Genomic DNA, 20,741 nt, shown 5'->3' with positions numbered 1-20,741 from the left:
CTTCGCCTTATGCAAAAGATTGGAGAAAATTACTGTGTTTGGCGAATACTTAAAAAAATATCGAATCGCGAATAAACTAACACAAAGTCAAGCAGCTACAAAGCTCAACTTACTCGGAGGAGATCTATCGAACATTGATACCGTTACACTTAGTCGATGGGAAAGAGGAACAACTAAACCAACTCTTAGCCGTAGTATTCGTGTTTTGCGAGAATTTACCAACGATCTTGAGCCTTATCTATCTAAAGTTAGTCATTTACAACATCAAGACCCTAGTTCTAAAAATAGAGTTGATCAATTCAATACTCTGATGGAAGAGAAATACCGTAGTTTAAATAACTTGATCGCCAGAGCAAATTATCAGTCAACATCGATGATCGAACACAATCCTGTTTGTGAATGTCCGATTGGAAATTCTAATGATAGTGAGATTGTAAATTCTGTACTTGTTTTTCATGAGAAAACCTCTGATGAGAATATTAAGCATGGACTCTATAAAATCGATTTTTTAAACTATTGCAATGAAAAACGTTTCATTGCCTATAAATATGTCGACAGCGTCACAGGGGAGCTATTAGGACATAACATAGGCACTATATTCACGACAGAAGGTATGATCTCCGAAATTGAAACACTTTCTCAAAAGTCGATTAATGAAATAGATTTAAGAAAAACCGTTCCTTATAATAAAAGCCGAAAATTAGCTTATTTTGCGGTGAGCCAGCATTCGCTGTACGAGCGACCTTTTCGTCTACAATTAAATAGAGAATTCAGGTTTCTAGCAAAACACGCTAACATTACCGACTACTACACAACAGTTGCTATAAAGAGCTCAGCAGAAGTACTCGAAAAAATGGGATTTTCTGTTGTTTCGTACGAGAAAAAATCAACCAACGGTGCAATCAAAATTGGTAAACACTATTATTCTAAAGCTTTAATGCACATAAAAACAAGCCAGCTATTTACTCAACCCGAGTTCTTGAACTTGCTTACAGGCTGTCAAACCTGTTCAAACCCATGCTCAATTAGCTCTCAGTGTTGCTAAGCGGTCTCTTTCCGCGCACATTAACAGGAGTACCAATCCATCGAAAGATAGTTCTGATGGATGAACTCCTGCTTGCTTCAATCTTTCAAAACACAGCTCTACAGTTTTGACATTCGTATTCGATATTATTGAACCAATATACCTCATTATTTTCCCACTTAAATTATCAGTACAATCTATATACTATGTAATTAAGCGATTGAGTATTAAAGCATATGGTAAAAAGTTAGAATCTAATATGCTATGTTCGCTTGACTACATGTCAACCTCACGAACAATTACATCATCTACTTCATTGTTTAGTAATGTTACATAACTGCTCTGAGTCATGCCTCTTACAGCTTTCGTGTTTTGCATGCCATCCACATTCGTTAGACTTTTGTCAGAATAAATTGCTCGTATATCTCCACCGACTCGGCCTAAAAACGTGACATCATCAGCACTAATAGAAGCAATCGCTGAGGTTGCAAAAAATAAAAACGAACATAAAACGACCTTAATATTGACAAACGACTTCATAAACACCTCAAATGTAATTGGTTACATATGAGAGTTTAGCTTATTCGCAGGAAAAAAGAAGTCTAATGCCTACCAGCCACTCTTGCATCCGTGATATTAGATTTGTAAACATTAATTTGTTCAGAAAAGTCCATTCATAATAATCATGATATAGCATGGATACAACCACATCAATTCACCAGACTTATACATATTATGCGCTGGTTAGCTATTTGATGGCAGTTAAACCTTAGGGAGAGACCGAAGAGTAAAACGCTAATACATATCTTGCAAGTCTTCATAGTAGTTTAATGGTTTTACATTAAGAGAATTAAATTTTATCTAACTTCGTAATATTTAATACCTGAACCTAAGATCTGGTATGTAAACCATGATTCTTGGCAACACTTGATTATTCACATCAACGTAAGCTATGTAAGATCATAGATGAATAGTTAGACAGATTTAATCGAGTGCAAAAAAAAAGCATCACCATACCTTATAAGAAATAGGTCTAGTAATACTTTAATATTGATCAGGTTACCGGTAAGAGCTTATTCTAATACTTGGCCAGGAATGATCAAATCAGGATTTTCAATATCATTACTCTCAATGATCTCTTCTAAATCGAAGCCGAACTTTCTACGTAGTTCATATAACCAATCACCTTCTTGTACGACATAAGGTAATGTCGGCTTAACAGCAACTTCGGATATACTGTTAGACATAGTATCGAAGTCACAGTCCGTATCAGTTGGGTCAGATGTGCAATCCGGAGCTTTCGTAATTTCAAGTGACGAAGGGCGAGGTTCAACTTGGTCAGACTCAATCTTACGCTTGCTGTCATTGAAATAATAAGATAATCCAACCACGGCTTCTCGTTGATTTTGCCCAAAATCATCATTCAACGTTTGATTAAGTGCGATACTCGCACCGAAATATTCATTCAAAGCATACTCAGCAAGGTACTCTATTGTTGGATATTTATCTTCAAATCCGACTCCAACCTTTAAATCAATTTCTTCTCCATCATGTATACTATAAAGCAAACCTAAATCAGGTATGTACTCAGAATCATCTAATAATTTATAATGTTTGATACCTAGATTCAATTGAAGTCGGTTATATTGGTAGAGAAAATAAATAGATTGAGAATTCTCAAACATATCTCCATCAAAATTATAGCCATAGTTTGCCCCTACCCCCAAAATATGAGCAGTTGGCTTCTCAGCAACCGCTGCACCGCTGGTTAGTACTAGAAACATAAAAAAAATATTATTAATTAGTCGGTTCACAGGTTCACCTCATAAACAACATTAAACGACCCTTGGTAATTACCTGAACTGAGTGCATTTCCATCGACATCAAAACTAACATCGTATGCTACATCAACTTTGTTACTACCTTCTCCATTCACTGTAATCACTTCTGAATCAGGAAAAGATGCGGTATTAAGTACTCCGTCTTGGACAATCACCTTGTCAGGGCTTTCGCAGCCAATGGCACACGTGATTGTGTAGGGTATCTTTTCTAGCGAGTTATCAATATTTGTAAGCTCATAGTCACCTGACGTAGGGCTAAATGTCATAATAACGCCTGTAGGTAAAGTCCCTAACAAGCTAACATCATACCTCGTTGTACCAGAGATCCTTTTTGTTGCAGTATCATACTGGGGTTCAATATTCCCGTCTCCAAGTACCGTTAATGATTCAAGGATCGCAGCTTGATAATCAATCGTGATAATTAACGTCTCCGGCACTCTGGTATAAGTCATCGTACCGGTTTGACTTGTAAAAAAGTAAGTGGGTGAAAGGTTAATTGATGCCGTAAAAGTTCCAGATCCAACAGGGGCTGCGAACACATCATTACTGATATTAGGCAAAGCGAAAGCAGGTCGATAAAACTTAAAAGGCTCTATTCGGCTTGTTGCTGTGTAACCCATTCGCGACACACACAAAGTCGACTCTTGGCCCACTTTCGCACTCGAACCACTTATATTTGTAGCTGCACACTCATTGGCAACTCCCATTCCCACATTTGACCCGTAGTCTTTTGATGTGAAATAACTAGCCGAGCTACCCAAATTGTACTCAACGCCTAACAACTCCAGGCTGGTGTTAAAACTTTCGCCTGTAGAATGATTAACAAAGCTAACGTTATTAACGGGTTGGTTATCCATCGTTGCGGGATACCACTCTGCCGTTGGTTGCTCTTGCGCTATCGTCCATGCAGATGGAGATATAGCTTCACTACCGAAATAACTATTTGGCGCCGCATTGTTCCAAACCACAGAGTTGTTTGCTGTAATCGTTCCGTATACATCTGCAGCATGGCTACTATCTAAAGCCGTGAATAATAGCGCTATACTAATTAGGCTATTTCTTTTTAATAGTGATATTTTTGTTATAACTGTAATCATGGTTGGCTACCTTAACGGATAACGAATCGACATTTTGCAGGCCTTCTGCTAATTTTATGGTTTTCTTTCGACCAGATAGTATTGTATTAGTTTGTTTACATTTGTTACTAACAGAATTCGGTTTACAGTTATCAAACTGTATGTAGAAAAATGTGTTACCATTATTTTCCACATAAACTTCTGAACCGTTATATTTAACTTTGTAGTCAACATTAGTATTTTTTGCAGGTACAATATAATAAGGAGCATAACCATAATTAATACCAATTATACTTTCTTTTTTATCTCCATCGATAACGCTAGGCATGAAAGTCACTTGATAAACTTTGTCCTTCTCTAAATCATCACAATTAACCTGACATAAATTCTTTACTGATACACGACGTCTTTCCCCCGGATTTAATATCAGTTTATTGGGTAATAGCGCAAGATCCCATAAAGGTAAATTATCTTTTGTTAGCTCTACCTTTTCTAACTCTCCGTTTTCAACCTTTACTTGGCTAACGTTACCTTTTATATATTCAGGTTCAGTTTTCGAACTAGTCAGAGTAAAAACTCCATTACCATCTTCTCCAGCTATAAGAAGCATTTTATCTATGCTAAATGCATGGCTAAAAGAGGTCGTCATTAATAGTATCGAAGTAAATATTACACGTTGCATAATTTTCTCTATGTTAGTTATAAGCATATGGCGTCATCTCCATATGAACTGCATAATTAATGAGTTCATCAACATACAGTTTGTTTGCCGTAGTTAGTTGCTCAGGAGACTTAGCAAATATATACAAATAACCGCCAAGCTTTTTGTTTATAATTTCAACACCTGAGTTGTTCAGTTTGTTCTGATAGTTCAATACAATATTACTATCCTTGTATTGCCCTAAGTAGTAATAATAAACACCATCAACTAGGGCTATCTGATAACCTTCACTATTTTCTTCGAATGATGGCATACAGAAGTTATTACCTAAATTCAAATTATTAACCGATGATAACTCCGGTATTACACATTGGTTTTCCTTAGATATAATTTTGTAAGGTTGTTTATCTTTCACCTTAAATTGATACACACCTTCAACAAGCTTGTCAGTAGAAACACAACCTCCACCGATACATTCAACTCCGTCAATTGGATTTCCATTTATATCACTAAACGTCGATATAAATGATTTCAACTCAGACAACGACGTATCCAAACGGATAACAGTTCCTGGATAACTAGTAGCCGACGTATAAGACTCACCATTGTTGTAAAAATCAGAGGCTTCCGTATCAAGCTTGAATTCATATTCATAGAACTCTTTTAATGGATATACCGTCAAAGCATCTCCACTAACATAAGCATTGCTTTGTTTTCCATTCTGCTCGGAGTTAACTACCGCCAAGAATTTTCCATCCGAAGACAGTTCCCCTGTATCATTATTCGAAATAAAATAAGAAGATGACTTTTCACTCGTAAACTCTATTCCTTGAGAAGTTATGATATTACTTGTACCAATATATGCAGAAACACTTGTATTACTACTTGAATTGATATAGGCATAAGAGTTTGAGTCAATATGTTTATTCTTATAATTTGCAGACAATGATAAATCGGCACTGCTTTGGTCTTCAGTAGAATCTTGATAATAAAGTCCCGCAGAGCTTGATACATTTAGATTGTTTCTGTTAATTAGACTGCTTGAGACTGTATCTCTATGCGATAGCGCAACATCACCACTATCATCTATTTGTGCTTGTGTACTATGTGTGTATGTGTTTTCCTGGCCTATTGGAATAATTATTGAGGCCATAACACCATAATTTATATCGCTCGATTCACTTGCTGATAACTCTAAGTTCACCTTTGAGTCAAGTGGTAATGATGATATCTGCACGCCACTTCTTGCAGACCAACTTTCTGATTCATTATTATAACCATTACTAAAATCTTTATATTGGTTTTTTGTTAATATACCCGATATATATGATGATATATTTCTCGTTAAGTACTTGTTGTAATTTACTGATAATGATGTATAGTTCGAGTTACTGAATAAAAGTTGAGACAAACTAATATCTCCAATACTATTATCATTTTCACTATCAAATTTTGTGTAAGATACACTTAAGTTATAAATCCCCACATCAAAATTATAAAAACTAGATCCATCGTCAAATAATCCTGTTACTGCCGATATTCTGGACACTTCCCCTAAAGATAAGTGACCACCAACATAATTATAATTATCTTCCCCTGTAATAAACGAACCTGCACCCAGTGCAAAAAAATCCGTAACTTGATAGCTCAATTTCCCATTGGTGAACATTGGACTTTCATAATTATCATAAGCAAAGTTGATGGATTTCTGGTCAAAATCGTCCTCTAGTCCCGTATTCGTCAGGTCTCTTGATAAATAACCGGCTGTAATATGATAATCTAGTTCGCCGGTTTTAATCGACGAAGAGCTTGTATTGACTATCAACCTATCTTCTGTGTAAAACTCTTCACTGCCATCAAATATTCGAATTGTCGCAGTATAAGTACCAGATGGTAGCTCGTTATAGTCAAAGTATTCTTGCCCTGCATCCACATTACGACTTAATAGAACACGGCCTCTATCATCATTAATTTCTAGTCGACCAGCTCTTGAAATGTTCAAATATACTCGTCTAGAATTAGGAGATGATTTTTTTACTAGCTCTCTCGTCGATCCAATCGACAACATGTAACCAGAAGTTTTGCTGCCATTTTCTAAAAACTGAGTACTATTCCAAGAGCGTTCTTGGTATTTATACCCGACAGAGAAACGAGTATTACCACCAACATAGTTATACGATGAGTCATCCGAACTGAAACCATTGACCTCACTAAAGTTTAGATCATTATGCAAATAGCCATACTTGCCAAAACCTGCATAATTTTCATGTTGATAAGAATAAGACGATGTATAATCAGTGTTGTCGCTATAAGAACCAGATAGATTCAAACCATGTGACATAATGATCGCGTTTTGATCGATCTCTTCTTTTACAAATTTTATTTCTGACTCTTCTATTATCTCAGTTAAGAATTGTGAGTTAACATGAATAATCAATGATTGGCTATCTGGCACATAAACAAAATCATATAAATCAGGTAGTAGACCACATTCACTTCGATAACCTTTACAATCTAGGCTCGATTCAACCCCATTTACCAGTGTTGTTGCCATCGCATCGCTAACATCTTTCTCAATACCAAGTTCATTCGCCAATGCTTGTGCTACAAGTTGTTTTTGTGAAGTGGGAATTCTTACTTCATCACCCGAGATGAAAGCTTCCGAATAGAATAATTTGTTGTTATCAGCCGAGAGAATTAGTGGCATTCTTATCAACTTCTCTTCAAACATATCTTCAAATCCATCTGGAATATTTGCGACGGATTTTGAACTATATATTATGGCCAAGAAAAATATGATAATTAAGTTTAAACCAAACCAAAGTCTAATAAACATTATAGTTGAAGCTCCACATTGAACGTAATACGACCATTGCAATCTAATGGCTCATCACTCGGTATATTTTTATTTGTCACTAATTCAAATTCATTGGTAGAGTTTTCATATTCAGTATTTTTAATATTATTAAATTCAAAGTTTGGTATATCTAAAATATCAGAGTAATGTTTTCTATCGATATAGAGATCGACAAAATCATCATACATAGTCTCACCGCTATCGTTGAGAACACATTTAGAAGTGAACTCTGATATGTTATAACTGTATTCAAACGAATCCCCAGTGCTTGTTGGTATATTAGTTCTAATATAAGAATAAAAACGCCCATTTAGAAAGGTTTCGTTCTCACTATCATACTTCAGTGCAATAAACTCATCAGATAAATCTACACTTATAGAATAGTCATACAAATTCGCTCTATTTATTTGTGTATTTACTGGAAATGAATAGCTTTCATAGCCAAAGCTATTGAAACTAAAAATAACAAGCAATAATAGAAAGAAATAATTTATATAGATATTCATTTTCATCAGCCTCGAAAAACAAGGCACTTAATTAATTAAGTGCCTATCAAATAATGAGATTTTTTCTTATGGCAAAGTTGCAATCATATCAACGTTAACGATAACTTCTGAACCAGCAATATCATCTGGAGTTGAGTGTGCTGTATCGTTAGCAACATACAGTTGAATCGTATCGCCTGCTGAAAGTTGAGTTGAAGCTAAGTAGTCAGCTGCAGTAAGTTCCGTCGCTGAAAGGTTATCGCCAACGACAATGTTAGGCTGTACTTCACCCATTGAAGCTGGAAGCACATTTACTTGTGATACCGTCCAGTTAGCTGGAGTTAAAGCCCCAAGCACAGCCCCCGTGTAGTCATGCGCTTCCAAAACAACTGGTTTAGTCGTTGTGAACGTACCGTCAGCGTTCACCTGTAACGTACCAACAAAAGAAGCAGAGTCTTCACTACCGCCCGCACCAGTAACAATGATGTCACCGTTGGATACAAAACCAGGAACAAAGCCGCTGAATACTGCAGAACCAACAGAGGTATCGCCAGGTGCAGCAAAAGCCGGAACAACAGCAATTGCAGACAATAATGTAATGAGTGTTAATTTTTTCATTTTATTTCCTTTAATATAATATAAGCATTGCGTTAGCCTCTTGCTAAACAACGGGTATATAATATTAAAATAACTACGTTTTAGGTTAGCACGTTGGAATTATTTATAATTAAATATGCCTAGTCGATATATCGCCGACTAGTTCATTTATCTAGGGAATAAGATCTGTACAATAAATACTTTCAGTTACACTAAATTGGATATCATAATAACCATTATCAAACTTTGAGAAAGGTGTTTCAATTGGATATGAGAAGGGGTAACGCTGGTGACTATCTGAGTTATAAAAATGAGCATCATAACTATTTTATTATATTGCTTTATATAATATTAATTATGACCATCACAAGTTAAACTACCTAAATCGTAACCTAAGTTATTATAATCTAGCGTTTAATTTACAAGTGATGTCTTTAGTTGGGGAAATAGAGTGAGACGGAGAATTTACCTTGCGGTTATTAATTAATAAATATCAACATGACAATAACACGTAAATAATTCGCATTAAAAATGCCAGTAACATCGCTACTGGCTTACTAAAGATTTTCAACCTACTTTAAAGGGAGACAGACTCATAACTATCATCTATAGCATGATAAAAAAACGTGTACTTGGCTACCAAAGTAATTAAAGTCGGCCTCAGGAGTATCTTCAGGACCTCTATAATACGTGATACCACCGTTTTCACTGGTTGGTTCCGCGTAATTATTAATGTAAAACTTATAGAGCAAACCATTTCCTCGGAACCAAAACTCATCTAGGTAACCGAAATGTGAATATATACGACCTGAAGGTATGGCTTTATATGCAGGGTCTGCATTCCAAGCGCTAGCAAACCGAAGTGCAATAGTTGACGAGTCAAATTCTTTCCACCCACCACCATCGAAGTTTATTGATGAGCAGTAATATTGAGTCTGGCTGCTATCATATCCAGACTCTATAAAGTTCGCGTCATCTGCGTTATACCCATAACTGTTGAGTAACGAATACGTATAATCGGCAGTATCATTCGGAGCAAAAATCGAAGTATTATTATCACTATAGCGGAGTACTTGTTCTCTCGTTAACAACGGAAGAAATTCACTTCCTTCATATGAAGTTATACCCAAAGGTGCGAGTAAAGTAACGTTCAAGTTATCACAAAATGAGTCATAGCAAGCTTCAATATTAACATTAAATTGAGGTTCAGTATTTGCGGTAGAATACGCTGTCAAGATACCTGTATGTTCATCAAAGGTACTAATGTTCAACTCAGTTACTGTCCAATTGACATATTCGGCTGGAACTTGTTCCATTTGGCCAATTGAGTTAGTTATAGTCGCCTGATATAATTCATGTTTATCTAGCTCTAAGTCACGTTGAATCGAAGTCACACCATTTAAACTGATAGATACTGGGGTGATTTCTGGGATATACTCAGTATTAGTACAAAGAACATAATTTACCTCTTCATTATTACTAGCAGTGACTGAACCATCAAATAGATTGACTAGTGTTGTGGTAGTTTCATCAACCTGGTCACTAGTCCAATACGGTTTGTCATTTGGATATCTATAGTCTGTAAATATTTGACCATCAGGCTTCCAAGCATAAAGTTCTTGCAAATCTACTTGATTCGGTAAAAAAGCACCTCTTGCAGTACAAATTGCTTCAGCAACACCTTTCGAATGCGCTACGGTTGTTACATTATCGACGGCATTGGTGCCATCTCCTGTTCCTATTATTTCGAATTCAATACTCGCAGTTTCTGCCTGCTCCATAGTTAAAGGTGGAGTAACAGATTGATATACATTGCCTTCATTAAAAACAATTATCGGGTATAAGTCTTCGGATTTTAACTTTATTATCCCGGTGGCAAAGCCTCCTTTGTTATCAGAGACAACGTAAGTGATATTGTGATAGCCAGAATTAGAAGTAGTAAACGTGAAAATAGTGTCATTGAACAGATTACCATCTAAGTTAGCATCTTCTATAATGGCAACATCAGCATCGTAAGCATAGACATCAATTAATTGTAATGAATCACCATTAGGATCAGAAATGAGACTCAAAACGTCAATTGTGACCGTTTTCCCGTATGGAACTTCTGACACTATTTTTAAGGTATCAGGATCGGTAAATGTCTGTATATATGTAGAGTTAGCTATTGGAGCACCATTTACTGTTGTTGAAACTGCAATATCCAGGCTACCACTAAGAACATTTACTCCATCACTATAGCTATATAAAACCCTCTCAACTCCAGATTCAAGTCCAGCACCTGGAGTATACTCTATAACGTTATTCGCGGGATCAGATACTGCTGATGAAAGCGTTGAATCGCTATTAGGCAAAGTTAGCGTCATACTAAGTGTATAGCGACTCGTGTCGACCTCGTACCCCAAATTTGCTAACTCGTCCTTCACGTTCACCGAAATGGGTGTTCCAGTTGAAGTTGCAGATGATATGGGTATTAATTGTTCACTGTTTTCAGCTATAGCGATTCGAGCTGTAGCCTCACTATAGCCATCATAAGATATCGCTGTTGACATTCTTGACACAGAGGATCCAACACGAAATCGGTAGTCACATAGGTTTACTTGCGTTGCTTTAATATAAAAACCATTTTGGTCGTTAGAAACCACATCGCAATGATAGTCAGAATTAAGGGATTCAACATTCAGCAGAGCAACAGGTGTCCCATCAGAACTTTCCATATTGTTGGAGAGATCAACATAAAAAGTTTCACGAGGTTTAGTGTGCTGCATGGTATCTTGAACGGAGTAAAGTACGTTCGATTGAGCTGGGCTATCTGGGCTCGAAGTAGAACCAACTCCTGAATCACCATTACAACCTGAAACAGCCAAGATTAAAGCTACCTGTAACAAATTAGCCTTCTTTGACAACACATCTAACATATCGTTTGACCTTTTTAAAATTTAACCTTGTAGCATACGAATTCTACATTCGATTGCGATGTTATCTTTTTGCAACTGGATATGTTTAGCAAATATGCAAAATTGACTCTTGGAAATGCCTAGTCATAAAATCACGGCCAAACTTCAAATGATTAAATGTATATCTTGATGGGAATACTGATTATAAGCATTTGGTTATAAATAGATAAACTGGTAGGCATTAAACACTTGATACTAGGCTAGTATCTTGAGATGTTTAGCTTTCTATCTTGATACATTAAGGCAGCAATGCAGTAACACTCTCGAGACGTTCTATAATATGAACACGTTTACCGCATTGAACTTTCATTGAATAAAAAGGATTTATCATGAACAAACTCGTCATTATCATCTTATGTGTACTGCTTCCGCCTGTTGGCGTGTTCTTCGCTCGCGGCGCCGGGAAAGATTTGGTGATTAATATCATTCTTACTTTCTTCTTCTGGGTTCCAGGAATGATCCATGGTCTGTGGGTAGCCACCCGCTAACCCTTATTAACAAATAGATACCGAATAAAATATCCATAAAAACAAGCTCCTAGCCATGAAGAGTTAAAAATAGGATGAAATGAAAGTACTTTTCCACTATCATCCTGTCGCCTAAACGTAAGCGATTGCTTTCACAGATTTCGCTGAGTTTAGGCTCCAACTACATAACACTTCAAATGGTGGGAGCCTTCAATGACACAACTTACGATTACTCGTCCTGACGACTGGCACGTTCATCTACGCGATGGCGAAGTATTAAAAGATACAGTTCGCGATATCAGCCGTTACAATGGTCGAGCGTTAATCATGCCAAATACCATCCCACCGGTAACCGATACCGAAATGGCTCTTGCTTACCGTGAACGCATCATGGCAGAGCAGCCAAGTGAACAATTCCAGCCTCTAATGGCACTTTACCTGACAGACAACACAACACCTGATGAAATTCGTAAAGCGAAAGAATCTGGCGCTGTTGTAGCAGCGAAGCTATACCCTGCTGGCGCGACGACTAACTCTGATTCAGGTGTAACTTCAGCTCAAAAGATTTACCACGTACTCGAAGCAATGCAAGAAGTGGGTATGTTGCTGCTGGTACACGGTGAAGTAACGGCTCACGATGTTGATATCTTTGACCGTGAAAAAGAGTTCCTAGACACAGTTCTAGCACCGATTGTTAACGACTTCCCTAACCTGAAGATCGTTCTAGAGCACATCACGACGGCAAATGCTGCGACTTTCGTTAAGAACGCTAACGAGAACGTAGCGGCAACCATTACTGCTCACCACTTGCTTTATAACCGCAACCACATGTTGGTTGGCGGCATTAAGCCACATTTCTACTGCCTACCTATCCTTAAGCGCAACACACACCAGTTAGCACTTATTGAAGCAGCAACAAGCGGTAGCAAGAAGTTCTTCTTGGGTACAGACTCTGCACCACACGCTAAAGGTGCAAAAGAGTCAGCGTGTGGTTGTGCAGGTTCTTACACAGCGCACGCTGCGGTTGAACTGTACGCTGAAGTATTCGATTTAGAAGGCAAGATTGAGAACCTAGAAGCATTCGCGAGCCACAATGGCCCAGACTTCTACGGCATGCCACGTAACTCAGATACAATTACGCTCGTTAAAGAAGAGTGGAATGTTGCTGAAACGATGCCTTTCGGTTCAGACATCGTTGTGCCAATCCGTGGCGGCGAGGCGATTGCTTGGTCTGTAAAATAAGCACTTGGGCTGTTAAATAAACACCCTCCATTTAGCGAAAAGGGTCACCATAGTAATTATGGTGACCCTTTTTTGTTTCGATGAAAGACTGTCTTATTCCCAGCAGTAATTTAACGATTACTTACCGCGAATTTTTCCGATAGCAGTCCAAATAGCAACGACAATCAATCCAGATAAAACCCCAATCACACCATTTAATAGCGTTGGTACCACCGCAGTCGCAATCGTATGTCCACTAAAATCCATAATAATCGGTTCAATTAAATGATGAATCGCAGGAACGTTGTGCACCACAATACCGCCACCAACCAAGAACATCGCAGCCGTGCCGACAACCGCAAGCATCTTCATCAGCTTTGGTGCAAAGGCGACTAACCCATTACCCAATCTGGTTTTAATGGTACTCCCATTCGATGTGCGCTGGAGATAAAAACCTAAATCATCCAGCTTAACGATCCCAGCCACTAAGCCATAAACACCAATCGTCATCACAACGGCTATCAAACTTACGACAAGAATCTGAGTCACGATACTTGTACCCGTTACGGTACCCAGAGCTATCACAATGATTTCCGCAGATAAGATGAAGTCGGTACGAATTGCGCCTGAGACCTTTCGCTTCTCATACTCTTCAACAGATTCACCCGAGCTGCTTTCCTCATCTTTCTCTTCGTGTTGATGAGCATGAGGAAAAAGCTTTTCTAAGATTTTCTCTGCCCCTTCAAAACAAAGAAACAGACCACCAATCACCAGTAGTGGCATGATCAACCAAGGAATGAATGCACTGATCAATAGTGCTGCCGGAACCAAAATCAGCTTGTTTTTAAATGAGCCTTTTGCGACCGCCCATACCACTGGGATTTCTCTTTCAGCAGAAACACCGGATACCTGCTGGGCGTTAAGGGCTAAATCGTCACCTAATACGCCTGCGGTTTTTTTAGCGGCTACCTTAGACATCAATGCGACATCATCCAACACGGTTGCAATGTCATCTAACAGTGTTAGTAAACTTGCTCCAGCCATTTTGTTGTCTCTTTATAAAGAATTGAACCATCAATAAAATGTAACACCATCAATTCACTCATCAAAGTTATGAGTCTGTAAAAAATAAAGTCACAAGTTGTGTTTTCTATTGCTGTCTCTGTTAGACGGGAATAATCTGTCTTAATCTTTCACGAACATAAAAGAAAAAGTATTGATGAAAAGTGAATCTACCTACCCGATTGGTAAGCCAGGGCAAAAATGGCAACAAGCAGAACGTGAAGCATGGTTAGCTCAACGAACGGTTAAGCGCGAATACCAGCAAGAAGTTGTACCAAAGATTAAAGCACTTGCAGACCGCTTTGACATCGAACAATACGGCGCACTGAGCTACGACGAAGCTCGCTTCCCACTCTTCGCTATCAAGAGCAAAAACTGGGACGAGTCAAAGCCGACGATTCTGGTGACAGGTGGTGTTCACGGTTACGAAACCAGTGGCGTGCATGGCGCGATCAAATTCGCTGCGACTCAAGCAGAAAAATACACGACGCACTTCAACATTGTTGTCGCACCTTGTGTGAGCCCTTGGGGCTACGAAGTGATCAACCGCTGGAATCCAAATGCTGTTGATCCAAACCGCTCTTTCTACGACGGTACGCCAGCAGAAGAATCAGCAAACCTACGAGCTCTAGTAGCGTCTCTGCCAGAAGTATTGGTTCACGTTGACCTGCATGAGACGACTGACTCTGATGAAACTGAATTCCGACCTGCACTCGCAGCTCGTGATGGCATTGAGTACATCGAAGGTATGATCCCAGACGGTTTCTACACTGTTGGCGATACTGAAAACCCACAACCTGAATTCCAAGCTGCTGTCATCGCTTCAGTTGAAAAAGTAACCCACATTGCGCCTGCGGATGACGAAGGCAAGATCATTGGTTCAGACGTCACTCAACACGGCGTGATCAACTACCCAATGAAGAAGCTTGGCTTATGTGGCGGCGTGACTGACTGTAAGTACGGTACAACCACAGAGGTTTACCCAGACAGTGACAAAGTAACAGACGAAGAGTGTAACGATGCTCAAGTTGCTGCTGTTGTTGGTGCTTTGGATTACGTTATTCAGCACGAATTGAACGCGTAAGCGTAAACCCGCTCATAGCTAGAACCGGGCACCTAGACTAATAACTAAGAGCCAAGAACTAAAAGAGCCACAAATGACTACTCACTTGTGGCTCTTTTTTGTTTCTCTTTCGCTGATGTCTTCTACGGCATAAAAAAGCTCCCTTGCACGCGGTGCAAGGGAGCTTTGAATCTGCTGATTAGAGTAAGTTCCTATCTAGAGGTACTTACTTAGTGGCCGGAGTAACCGTTTCTTGCCCTTTACCGACTTCTGTCAGTAGGCCTTTCAACAAGCTCACACAACCAATCAAAAGAATGATCGTAAACGGCAGTGCTGCAATAATCGTAATAGATTGCAGAGCTTGGATTGATTGAGTACCACCAATCCACAGCATCACCATCGCGATAGCACCTGAGATAACCGCCCAAACGACTTTCTGTTTCACTGGCACTTCTAATTTACCACCCGCCGTCATGCCATCGATAACGATAGAACCTGAGTCCAACGTTGTAACGAAGAACACAATGATCAGCGCGACTGCGAGAACAGACAGAATGCTACCGAACGAGTAAGCATCTAGCATGTAAAACAAGCTTAGAGATACATCTGTAATGCCTTGGTCGAGGCCAAGTTGCCCCACCTGATTAATCACTTGCTCGATAGCTACGCCACCGAAGATAGACATCCAAGCTGAAGTCACCAATGTTGGGATAATCAATACGCAAAGTAGGAATTCACGAACCGTACGGCCTTTAGAAATACGCGCTACGAACATACCGAAGAAAGGTGCATACGCTACCCACCATGCCCAGTAGAACACAGTCCAACCATGCAGCCATGTTGTGTCTTCACGACCCGCACTTTGGCTCAAAGCTACGATATTTTTCACATAGCCCGTTGCCGCCGTTGCCATTGAATCAAGCACAGTTGTGAAGTTCAATACAGCGATAAGACCAAGGAATATGAATGCAATAACCATGTTCAGGTTACTTAGGAACTTAACACCACCGTCCATACCACGTAGTACAGAGATGATCGCCAAGCCCATGATCAGAACGATGATAGATTGCTGAAGGAAGATGTTGTTTTCCAAGCCGAACACGTGGCTAATACCACTTGCTGCTTGTGTACCACCTAAGCCCAATGAAGTCGCAAGGCCAAACAGAGTAACCAGTACGGTTAGTACATCGATTACATCACCAGTTTTGCCCCACACACGCTCACCCAGAATTGGGTAAAACACAGAACGCATTGATAGCGGTAAGCCTTTGTTATAAACAAAGTACGCCAGACAAAGCGCCGTCATGCCATAGATAGCCCATGCATGAAAACCCCAGTGGAATACGGTTGCGCCTAGCGCCAGTTCACGACCAGCGGCTGTGAAAGGTTCTGCGTCTAATGGCGTTCCGAACCAGTTAGTGAAGAACGCAGTTGGCTCTGCAACACCCCAGAAGATAAGTCCAATACCCATACCTGCTGCGAATAACATCGCAATCCAAGATGACATTGAATAGTCCGCCGTCGCGTCTTCACCACCTAAACGGATTTTACCCAACGGTGAAAAAGCAAGAACTACAGCAAACGCTAGCATGATGTTAGCTCCCCACATAAACAGGAAGTCAAACTTTGATAGAACAGCACCCTTAATAGAATCAATTGCAGCTTTAGCATCTGCAGGAGGAAGAGCAAGAAGAGTGATGATGAAGAGAAGAGATAAGCCTACTGAGGCTACGAAGACTGTGTTATGGACATCCATGCCCCATTTACTGACGTTATCTTGACCAACTTGATAGTCAGTAGAATCAATACTGTATTTTTTTGATTTAAAACTCATAAATTATGATGTTCGCATATCCGAATCAACGAATATAAGGACGCTCTCCGTATCCAATTACTACTTGATTGGCTCGCCGAACCGCCTAAATAAAAGGCAATAAAAATCACAATAGTTAGTGACAAATGGACTTACTGGCTCAATCCCAAGGCGCACATTATAGCACAGCTCAAAGCATTTTGACTGAGTTTTAGCTCAATAGTCACCCAAACCACCGTTGATAGTGATAGTTAACCCAATAAAAACAGAATAAAACAAAAAAATAAAAACCTTCAAATACAACAATTTAAATTAAAATGACGCACCGTAAAATCACATCCAAACTTTTTGCAGATAATTTTAATAATCACCCAATTTACTTATAGCTCTAATAAAAAAGCCCCGCTATAGGGGCGGGGAAAGTTACCAAAGGTAAAAGAGAAATCAGTGCTCAAATGTCAGTGCTGCATCTCACAGATCAGCACTGCACATTTCAAAGACAGTTCGTTAGATTGCGAAGCAAAAACCTAGGTTATAGTCTTCACCATTTTTCGCAGTGAACTCTTTGTCTTCACTTGATGCATTCGGGCGGCCACTTTCATCGCCTTTTACTAAGCTCACCCAGTGACGGATGCCAGAAGAACGGCTGGCCTCAGTTTGACCAAACGTAGTGCACGTCTCTAATTGGATATCTTGAATATCAACCAACTCCAGACGGCCTGTGCCTTTACGAGCGCCGATTGTCACTTCAACGTGCGTACCGCTTTCATCACGGAATAGGATTGCTGAAGGCTTAGATTTATCACCTGTGTAAGCTACAAAGTGTTTAGCGCGTTTTAGGCCGGTGTGCTCACCGTTTTTGAAGTAAACCTGAACATGTCGGTAATCAATCTCGTAGCTCACCGCGTCTTCGTGTGAACCCGCCTCAAGAGGAAATAAAGTATCAAGCAACTGTTTCGCCATTTTCTGTTTTTCGAGTTGCTTGTCTGCTTTCACCATTTCGACGGCAAAGACAGCTTCAGCAATAAATGTTGAATGGTTTCTGTGAAGTTCTGTTTTGTCTAGTGTCAGCATATTCATAGTCTATCCCTCGTACGGCTTTAAATTTCATTTAGGTCAAACATCCCAATAGACCCTTTTCAAAATTGTTCTTTACTGTGTGGTTTCCATGTTTTTCATACTACTGTTATTTTTGAAACAATTTCACAACAAAAATTACACAGTGTGAATTTTACTAAATTGCTTTTTTACACAAACCGGCATTTTGAGCCCCCAGCCCTTTATCTAACTGGGTTGAGGGCTCAGTAGAAACACTTTTACGTGTTGTTTGAATTTGTGTAATAACCAACACCAACCAGCTTATTGTCGATCACTCGATAGTAAGTGTGCTTGGTTTCCACTTTGCTCGACAGCGGGTTTAACCATTGATAGGTATAAACGCCTCGCCCATTTTCTTTCGCTAGGTTTAACATCTCAGTGAGAATTGGCTTATCGTCTGGGCATAGAATCTCGCTGTGCGAACGCCCAACTAGCTCAGGAGAGACCCCATGCGCCAGCAACTTTCCAGAGCTCATATCCATCACAAACACATACAAGTCCCCTTCAACAAAGCTGCCTTCACTATTATTGAACTCAGTAATGCTGTCTTGCTCAGACTCTACTATTGCGGTCATCGCTCTCGCCAATAATCGCTTAGCTTCTGCAGCACTGGAACGTTCTGGGTAATACCCCACCGCCACGATTACATCGCCGACACGCTCGAAGAAAGTGGTTTTCGGCTCACCCATGCGATCGGTCGGGTTGGTCCAGTGATACTTCACTTCACCAAAACCCTTGTGTACCGCTTTGGTGATCATTTCACGGAAAAAAGGATTGCCGTAAACATCTTGTGTGTCCAATACACTGTCGCCCACCAGCACCATGGAAGAGCCGCCACTGGCAAGAAATTGACCATCAATTCCGAGTGCAAACACGTATAGCTCACCGTCTATGTACTCAGGGTCACTCATGAAATCTTTGACGCTTTCATCCCCCTCGGTTTGAACGTGGATTACAGCTTTCGCCAGCAGAGTCTTGGCTCTTCTCTCTGCCTCGCTCACCACGTGGGGCTCAGAAATATCAAGCACATTGACAGGCTTGGCTTCTTTCTCTATTTCAGAGTGTTCCGCACGTAAACTAATACCACTCACCACTGCAAACACGGCACAACCAATGAGGATGATTCTGGATAAATTCATGGTTATCTCTCCTAATAGCCGACTAAGGACGGTAGCCAAAGCGTGATTTGTGGGAAGAAAGCGATAACGAAAACGCCCACAACAGATGCAAGTACAAAGGGATGGATCTTCGCGGTGATCTGCTCAACCGTAGAGCCACCAATCCCCGAGGCGACAAAGATATTTTCCCCAAGCGGCGGCGTTGCAAAACCTATCGATAAGGTACACACCACCACGATGCCCACGTGAGTTGGATCAGCGCCCAGCATGTACATGATTGGCAGTAACACTGGCACGATGATCATGATCGCCGCTAAGGTTTCCATAAACATGCCGATGAACAACAACAAGGTAATGGTTAGCGCCCACACCATGTACATGTTGTCGGTAAAACTGAGTAATGATTCAGCCACGACAACCGGGATCTTTTGCTCGATCAACAAGCGTCCAAATACTGTTGCTGCAAAGAGGATCAACAACACACGTCCGGTGATCCATGTCGTGGTCGATAGAGATTTCATCACACTTTTGAACGACAATTCGCGGTGAATAAATACACCCACAAACAACGAATAGAATATCGCTACAACCGCAGATTCTGTTGGTGTGAACATGCCGCTGTAGATACCGCCAAGAATCAAGAACGGCGCTAATATCGACCATAAACCGCGGCGCAAGTAGTGCCTTACATCGCCAAACGACCAGGTTTCAGTCAACCCTTTATAGCCTTCTCGCTTAGCAATGAAGTAGTTGGTTACCACCAGCGTCGAAGCCATGATGAAGCCCGGTACAACCCCAGCAACAAACAGTTTTGGAATAGACAAAGAAGCAAACTGGCCGTGTTGAGCAATGGCTTCCGGTGGCGCCATTAAGCCCATTGCGGAGATACCAAAGATAACCAAGGGAATGGATGGCGGGATGATAATGCCCAAGCCACCAGATGCAGCAGTAACTGCCGATGCGTAGCTCTTATCGTAGTCACGCTTGACCATCGCAGGCACCATTAGCATGCCTACCGCAGCGGTGGTTGCAGGGCCTGAACCCGAGATAGCACCAAAGAAAAGACACGCCATTACCGTTGCTGCGCCAAGGCCACCTGTTACGGGACCCGCTAAGCTTTCGGCGATATCCACCAGACGTTTGGAGATACCCGCCGCCTCCATTAATGCACCCGCAAGAACAAAGGCTGGCAGGGCCATTAGCGGGAAGTTACCCACCGAGGTAAACGCGATTTGTACTAAAGCGATGGGATTTTTGTCGAGCAACATATAGGCCGCCATCGAAGCGCCAGCCAGTGATACTGTGATTGGTGCGCCCAGAATTAACAGCGTTAAAAAGCCACCAAATAAAATTAGAGTTAAATAGGATTCCATTATTACATCTCTCTATTACGACTATTCT

General features: G+C 40.3%; 17 protein-coding genes. 4 read left to right on the top strand and 13 right to left on the bottom strand.

Translation table 11 applies throughout. The features are described 5' to 3' along the window. The first annotated feature begins 34 nt into the window (after positions 1-34). The gene (locus AB6E54_RS10485) at positions 35-1,045 is read left to right on the top strand and encodes a helix-turn-helix domain-containing protein (protein ID WP_102332687.1); all 1,011 of its coding nucleotides are present in this window, start codon (positions 35-37) and stop codon (positions 1,043-1,045) included. 255 nt (positions 1,046-1,300) lie between these two features. On the opposite strand, the gene AB6E54_RS10480 is transcribed toward AB6E54_RS10485, so the two are convergent. From AB6E54_RS10480 to AB6E54_RS10445, 8 genes are all read right to left on the bottom strand, one after another. Continuing rightward, positions 1,301-1,564: a hypothetical protein gene (locus tag AB6E54_RS10480; RefSeq protein WP_102332688.1), complete on the bottom strand. Its 264-nt coding sequence runs from the start codon at positions 1,562-1,564 to the stop codon at positions 1,301-1,303. Positions 1,565-2,097: 533 nt separating this feature from the next. Further along, a complete protein-coding gene (locus tag AB6E54_RS10475) occupies positions 2,098-2,838 on the bottom strand; it encodes a LysM peptidoglycan-binding domain-containing protein (RefSeq protein WP_065584792.1) in 741 nt (246 codons plus the stop codon). Beyond that, positions 2,835-3,962: a hypothetical protein gene (locus AB6E54_RS10470; RefSeq protein WP_017059956.1), complete on the bottom strand. Its 1,128-nt coding sequence runs from the start codon at positions 3,960-3,962 to the stop codon at positions 2,835-2,837. Before AB6E54_RS10470 ends, AB6E54_RS10475 begins: the two co-directional genes overlap by 4 nt. Then, positions 3,919-4,623 (bottom strand): hypothetical protein, encoded by a 705-nt coding sequence (locus AB6E54_RS10465; RefSeq protein WP_229648578.1) that lies wholly within the window; start codon positions 4,621-4,623, stop codon positions 3,919-3,921. Before AB6E54_RS10465 ends, AB6E54_RS10470 begins: the two co-directional genes overlap by 44 nt. 13 nt (positions 4,624-4,636) lie before the next feature. Then, positions 4,637-7,438, bottom strand: a complete 2,802-nt coding sequence (locus AB6E54_RS10460) for a CS1-pili formation C-terminal domain-containing protein (protein ID WP_102332689.1) — start codon at positions 7,436-7,438, stop codon at positions 4,637-4,639. Next, positions 7,438-7,965 (bottom strand): hypothetical protein, encoded by a 528-nt coding sequence (locus AB6E54_RS10455; RefSeq protein WP_240492705.1) that lies wholly within the window; start codon positions 7,963-7,965, stop codon positions 7,438-7,440. The genes AB6E54_RS10460 and AB6E54_RS10455 overlap by 1 nt, the downstream gene beginning before the upstream one ends. 66 nt (positions 7,966-8,031) lie before the next feature. After that, positions 8,032-8,562, bottom strand: a complete 531-nt coding sequence (locus AB6E54_RS10450) for a hypothetical protein (protein ID WP_102332690.1) — start codon at positions 8,560-8,562, stop codon at positions 8,032-8,034. A gap of 581 nt (positions 8,563-9,143) precedes the next feature. Continuing rightward, the gene (locus AB6E54_RS10445) at positions 9,144-11,459 is read right to left on the bottom strand and encodes an adhesion domain-containing protein (RefSeq protein ID WP_372106916.1); all 2,316 of its coding nucleotides are present in this window, start codon (positions 11,457-11,459) and stop codon (positions 9,144-9,146) included. 368 nt (positions 11,460-11,827) lie between these two features. Here AB6E54_RS10445 and AB6E54_RS10440 point away from each other — a divergent pair, with 368 nt between their 5' ends. After that, positions 11,828-11,986, top strand: coding sequence for a YqaE/Pmp3 family membrane protein (locus AB6E54_RS10440; RefSeq protein WP_017059962.1), 159 nt, complete (start codon positions 11,828-11,830; stop codon positions 11,984-11,986). Positions 11,987-12,178: 192 nt separating this feature from the next. Continuing rightward, on the top strand, positions 12,179-13,207 hold the full coding sequence (gene pyrC / locus AB6E54_RS10435) for a dihydroorotase (RefSeq protein WP_102332692.1): 1,029 nt from the start codon (positions 12,179-12,181) through the stop codon (positions 13,205-13,207). Positions 13,208-13,324: 117 nt separating this feature from the next. Here pyrC and AB6E54_RS10430 read toward each other — a convergent pair whose 3' ends face one another. Further along, positions 13,325-14,230, bottom strand: coding sequence for a DUF808 domain-containing protein (locus AB6E54_RS10430; RefSeq protein WP_102427973.1), 906 nt, complete (start codon positions 14,228-14,230; stop codon positions 13,325-13,327). Between the two features lie 175 nt (positions 14,231-14,405). Here AB6E54_RS10430 and AB6E54_RS10425 point away from each other — a divergent pair, with 175 nt between their 5' ends. Then, positions 14,406-15,332 carry a M14 family metallocarboxypeptidase gene (locus AB6E54_RS10425; RefSeq protein ID WP_102332693.1) on the top strand — a complete coding sequence of 309 codons (927 nt, stop codon included), beginning with the start codon at positions 14,406-14,408 and terminating at the stop codon, positions 15,330-15,332. A 205-nt stretch (positions 15,333-15,537) separates the two neighbouring features. Here AB6E54_RS10425 and AB6E54_RS10420 read toward each other — a convergent pair whose 3' ends face one another. The 4 genes from AB6E54_RS10420 to AB6E54_RS10405 all read right to left on the bottom strand — a co-directional run bounded on the left by AB6E54_RS10420 (position 15,538) and on the right by AB6E54_RS10405 (position 20,713). After that, positions 15,538-17,145, bottom strand: a complete 1,608-nt coding sequence (locus tag AB6E54_RS10420) for a BCCT family transporter (RefSeq protein ID WP_171732749.1) — start codon at positions 17,143-17,145, stop codon at positions 15,538-15,540. Positions 17,146-17,631: 486 nt separating this feature from the next. Next, entirely contained in the window at positions 17,632-18,204 is a 573-nt protein-coding gene (locus AB6E54_RS10415; protein ID WP_017070684.1) for a malate synthase, read from the bottom strand. 236 nt (positions 18,205-18,440) lie between these two features. Beyond that, positions 18,441-19,361, bottom strand: a complete 921-nt coding sequence (locus AB6E54_RS10410; RefSeq protein WP_372106915.1) for a cache domain-containing protein — start codon at positions 19,359-19,361, stop codon at positions 18,441-18,443. An 11-nt stretch (positions 19,362-19,372) separates the two neighbouring features. Next, positions 19,373-20,713, bottom strand: a complete 1,341-nt coding sequence (locus AB6E54_RS10405; RefSeq protein WP_017064290.1) for a TRAP transporter large permease — start codon at positions 20,711-20,713, stop codon at positions 19,373-19,375. Positions 20,714-20,741 lie beyond the last annotated feature (28 nt).

The sequence above is a fragment of the Vibrio sp. 10N.247.311.49 genome (assembly GCF_041467655.1).
In the GTDB taxonomy this organism is placed as follows: domain Bacteria; phylum Pseudomonadota; class Gammaproteobacteria; order Enterobacterales; family Vibrionaceae; genus Vibrio; species Vibrio crassostreae_C.
This window is presented reverse-complemented; position numbering and strand designations above follow the sequence as displayed.

What these genes read in the sequence shown, in the direction of transcription:
- AB6E54_RS10480 (WP_102332688.1), bottom strand. Translation starts at nt 1,564, where the DNA reads ATGAAGTCGTTTGTCAATATTAAGGTCGTTTTATGTTCGTTTTTATTT.
- AB6E54_RS10470 (WP_017059956.1), bottom strand. Translation starts at nt 3,962, where the DNA reads ATGATTACAGTTATAACAAAAATATCACTATTAAAAAGAAATAGCCTA.
- AB6E54_RS10465 (WP_229648578.1), bottom strand. Translation starts at nt 4,623, where the DNA reads ATGCAACGTGTAATATTTACTTCGATACTATTAATGACGACCTCTTTT.
- AB6E54_RS10460 (WP_102332689.1), bottom strand. Translation starts at nt 7,438, where the DNA reads ATGTTTATTAGACTTTGGTTTGGTTTAAACTTAATTATCATATTTTTC.
- AB6E54_RS10455 (WP_240492705.1), bottom strand. Translation starts at nt 7,965, where the DNA reads ATGAATATCTATATAAATTATTTCTTTCTATTATTGCTTGTTATTTTT.
- AB6E54_RS10450 (WP_102332690.1), bottom strand. Translation starts at nt 8,562, where the DNA reads ATGAAAAAATTAACACTCATTACATTATTGTCTGCAATTGCTGTTGTT.
- AB6E54_RS10445 (WP_372106916.1), bottom strand. Translation starts at nt 11,459, where the DNA reads ATGTTAGATGTGTTGTCAAAGAAGGCTAATTTGTTACAGGTAGCTTTA.
- AB6E54_RS10440 (WP_017059962.1), top strand. Translation starts at nt 11,828, where the DNA reads ATGAACAAACTCGTCATTATCATCTTATGTGTACTGCTTCCGCCTGTT.
- pyrC (WP_102332692.1), top strand. Translation starts at nt 12,179, where the DNA reads ATGACACAACTTACGATTACTCGTCCTGACGACTGGCACGTTCATCTA.
- AB6E54_RS10430 (WP_102427973.1), bottom strand. Translation starts at nt 14,230, where the DNA reads ATGGCTGGAGCAAGTTTACTAACACTGTTAGATGACATTGCAACCGTG.
- AB6E54_RS10425 (WP_102332693.1), top strand. Translation starts at nt 14,406, where the DNA reads ATGAAAAGTGAATCTACCTACCCGATTGGTAAGCCAGGGCAAAAATGG.
- AB6E54_RS10420 (WP_171732749.1), bottom strand. Translation starts at nt 17,145, where the DNA reads ATGAGTTTTAAATCAAAAAAATACAGTATTGATTCTACTGACTATCAA.
- AB6E54_RS10415 (WP_017070684.1), bottom strand. Translation starts at nt 18,204, where the DNA reads ATGAATATGCTGACACTAGACAAAACAGAACTTCACAGAAACCATTCA.
- AB6E54_RS10410 (WP_372106915.1), bottom strand. Translation starts at nt 19,361, where the DNA reads ATGAATTTATCCAGAATCATCCTCATTGGTTGTGCCGTGTTTGCAGTG.
- AB6E54_RS10405 (WP_017064290.1), bottom strand. Translation starts at nt 20,713, where the DNA reads ATGGAATCCTATTTAACTCTAATTTTATTTGGTGGCTTTTTAACGCTG.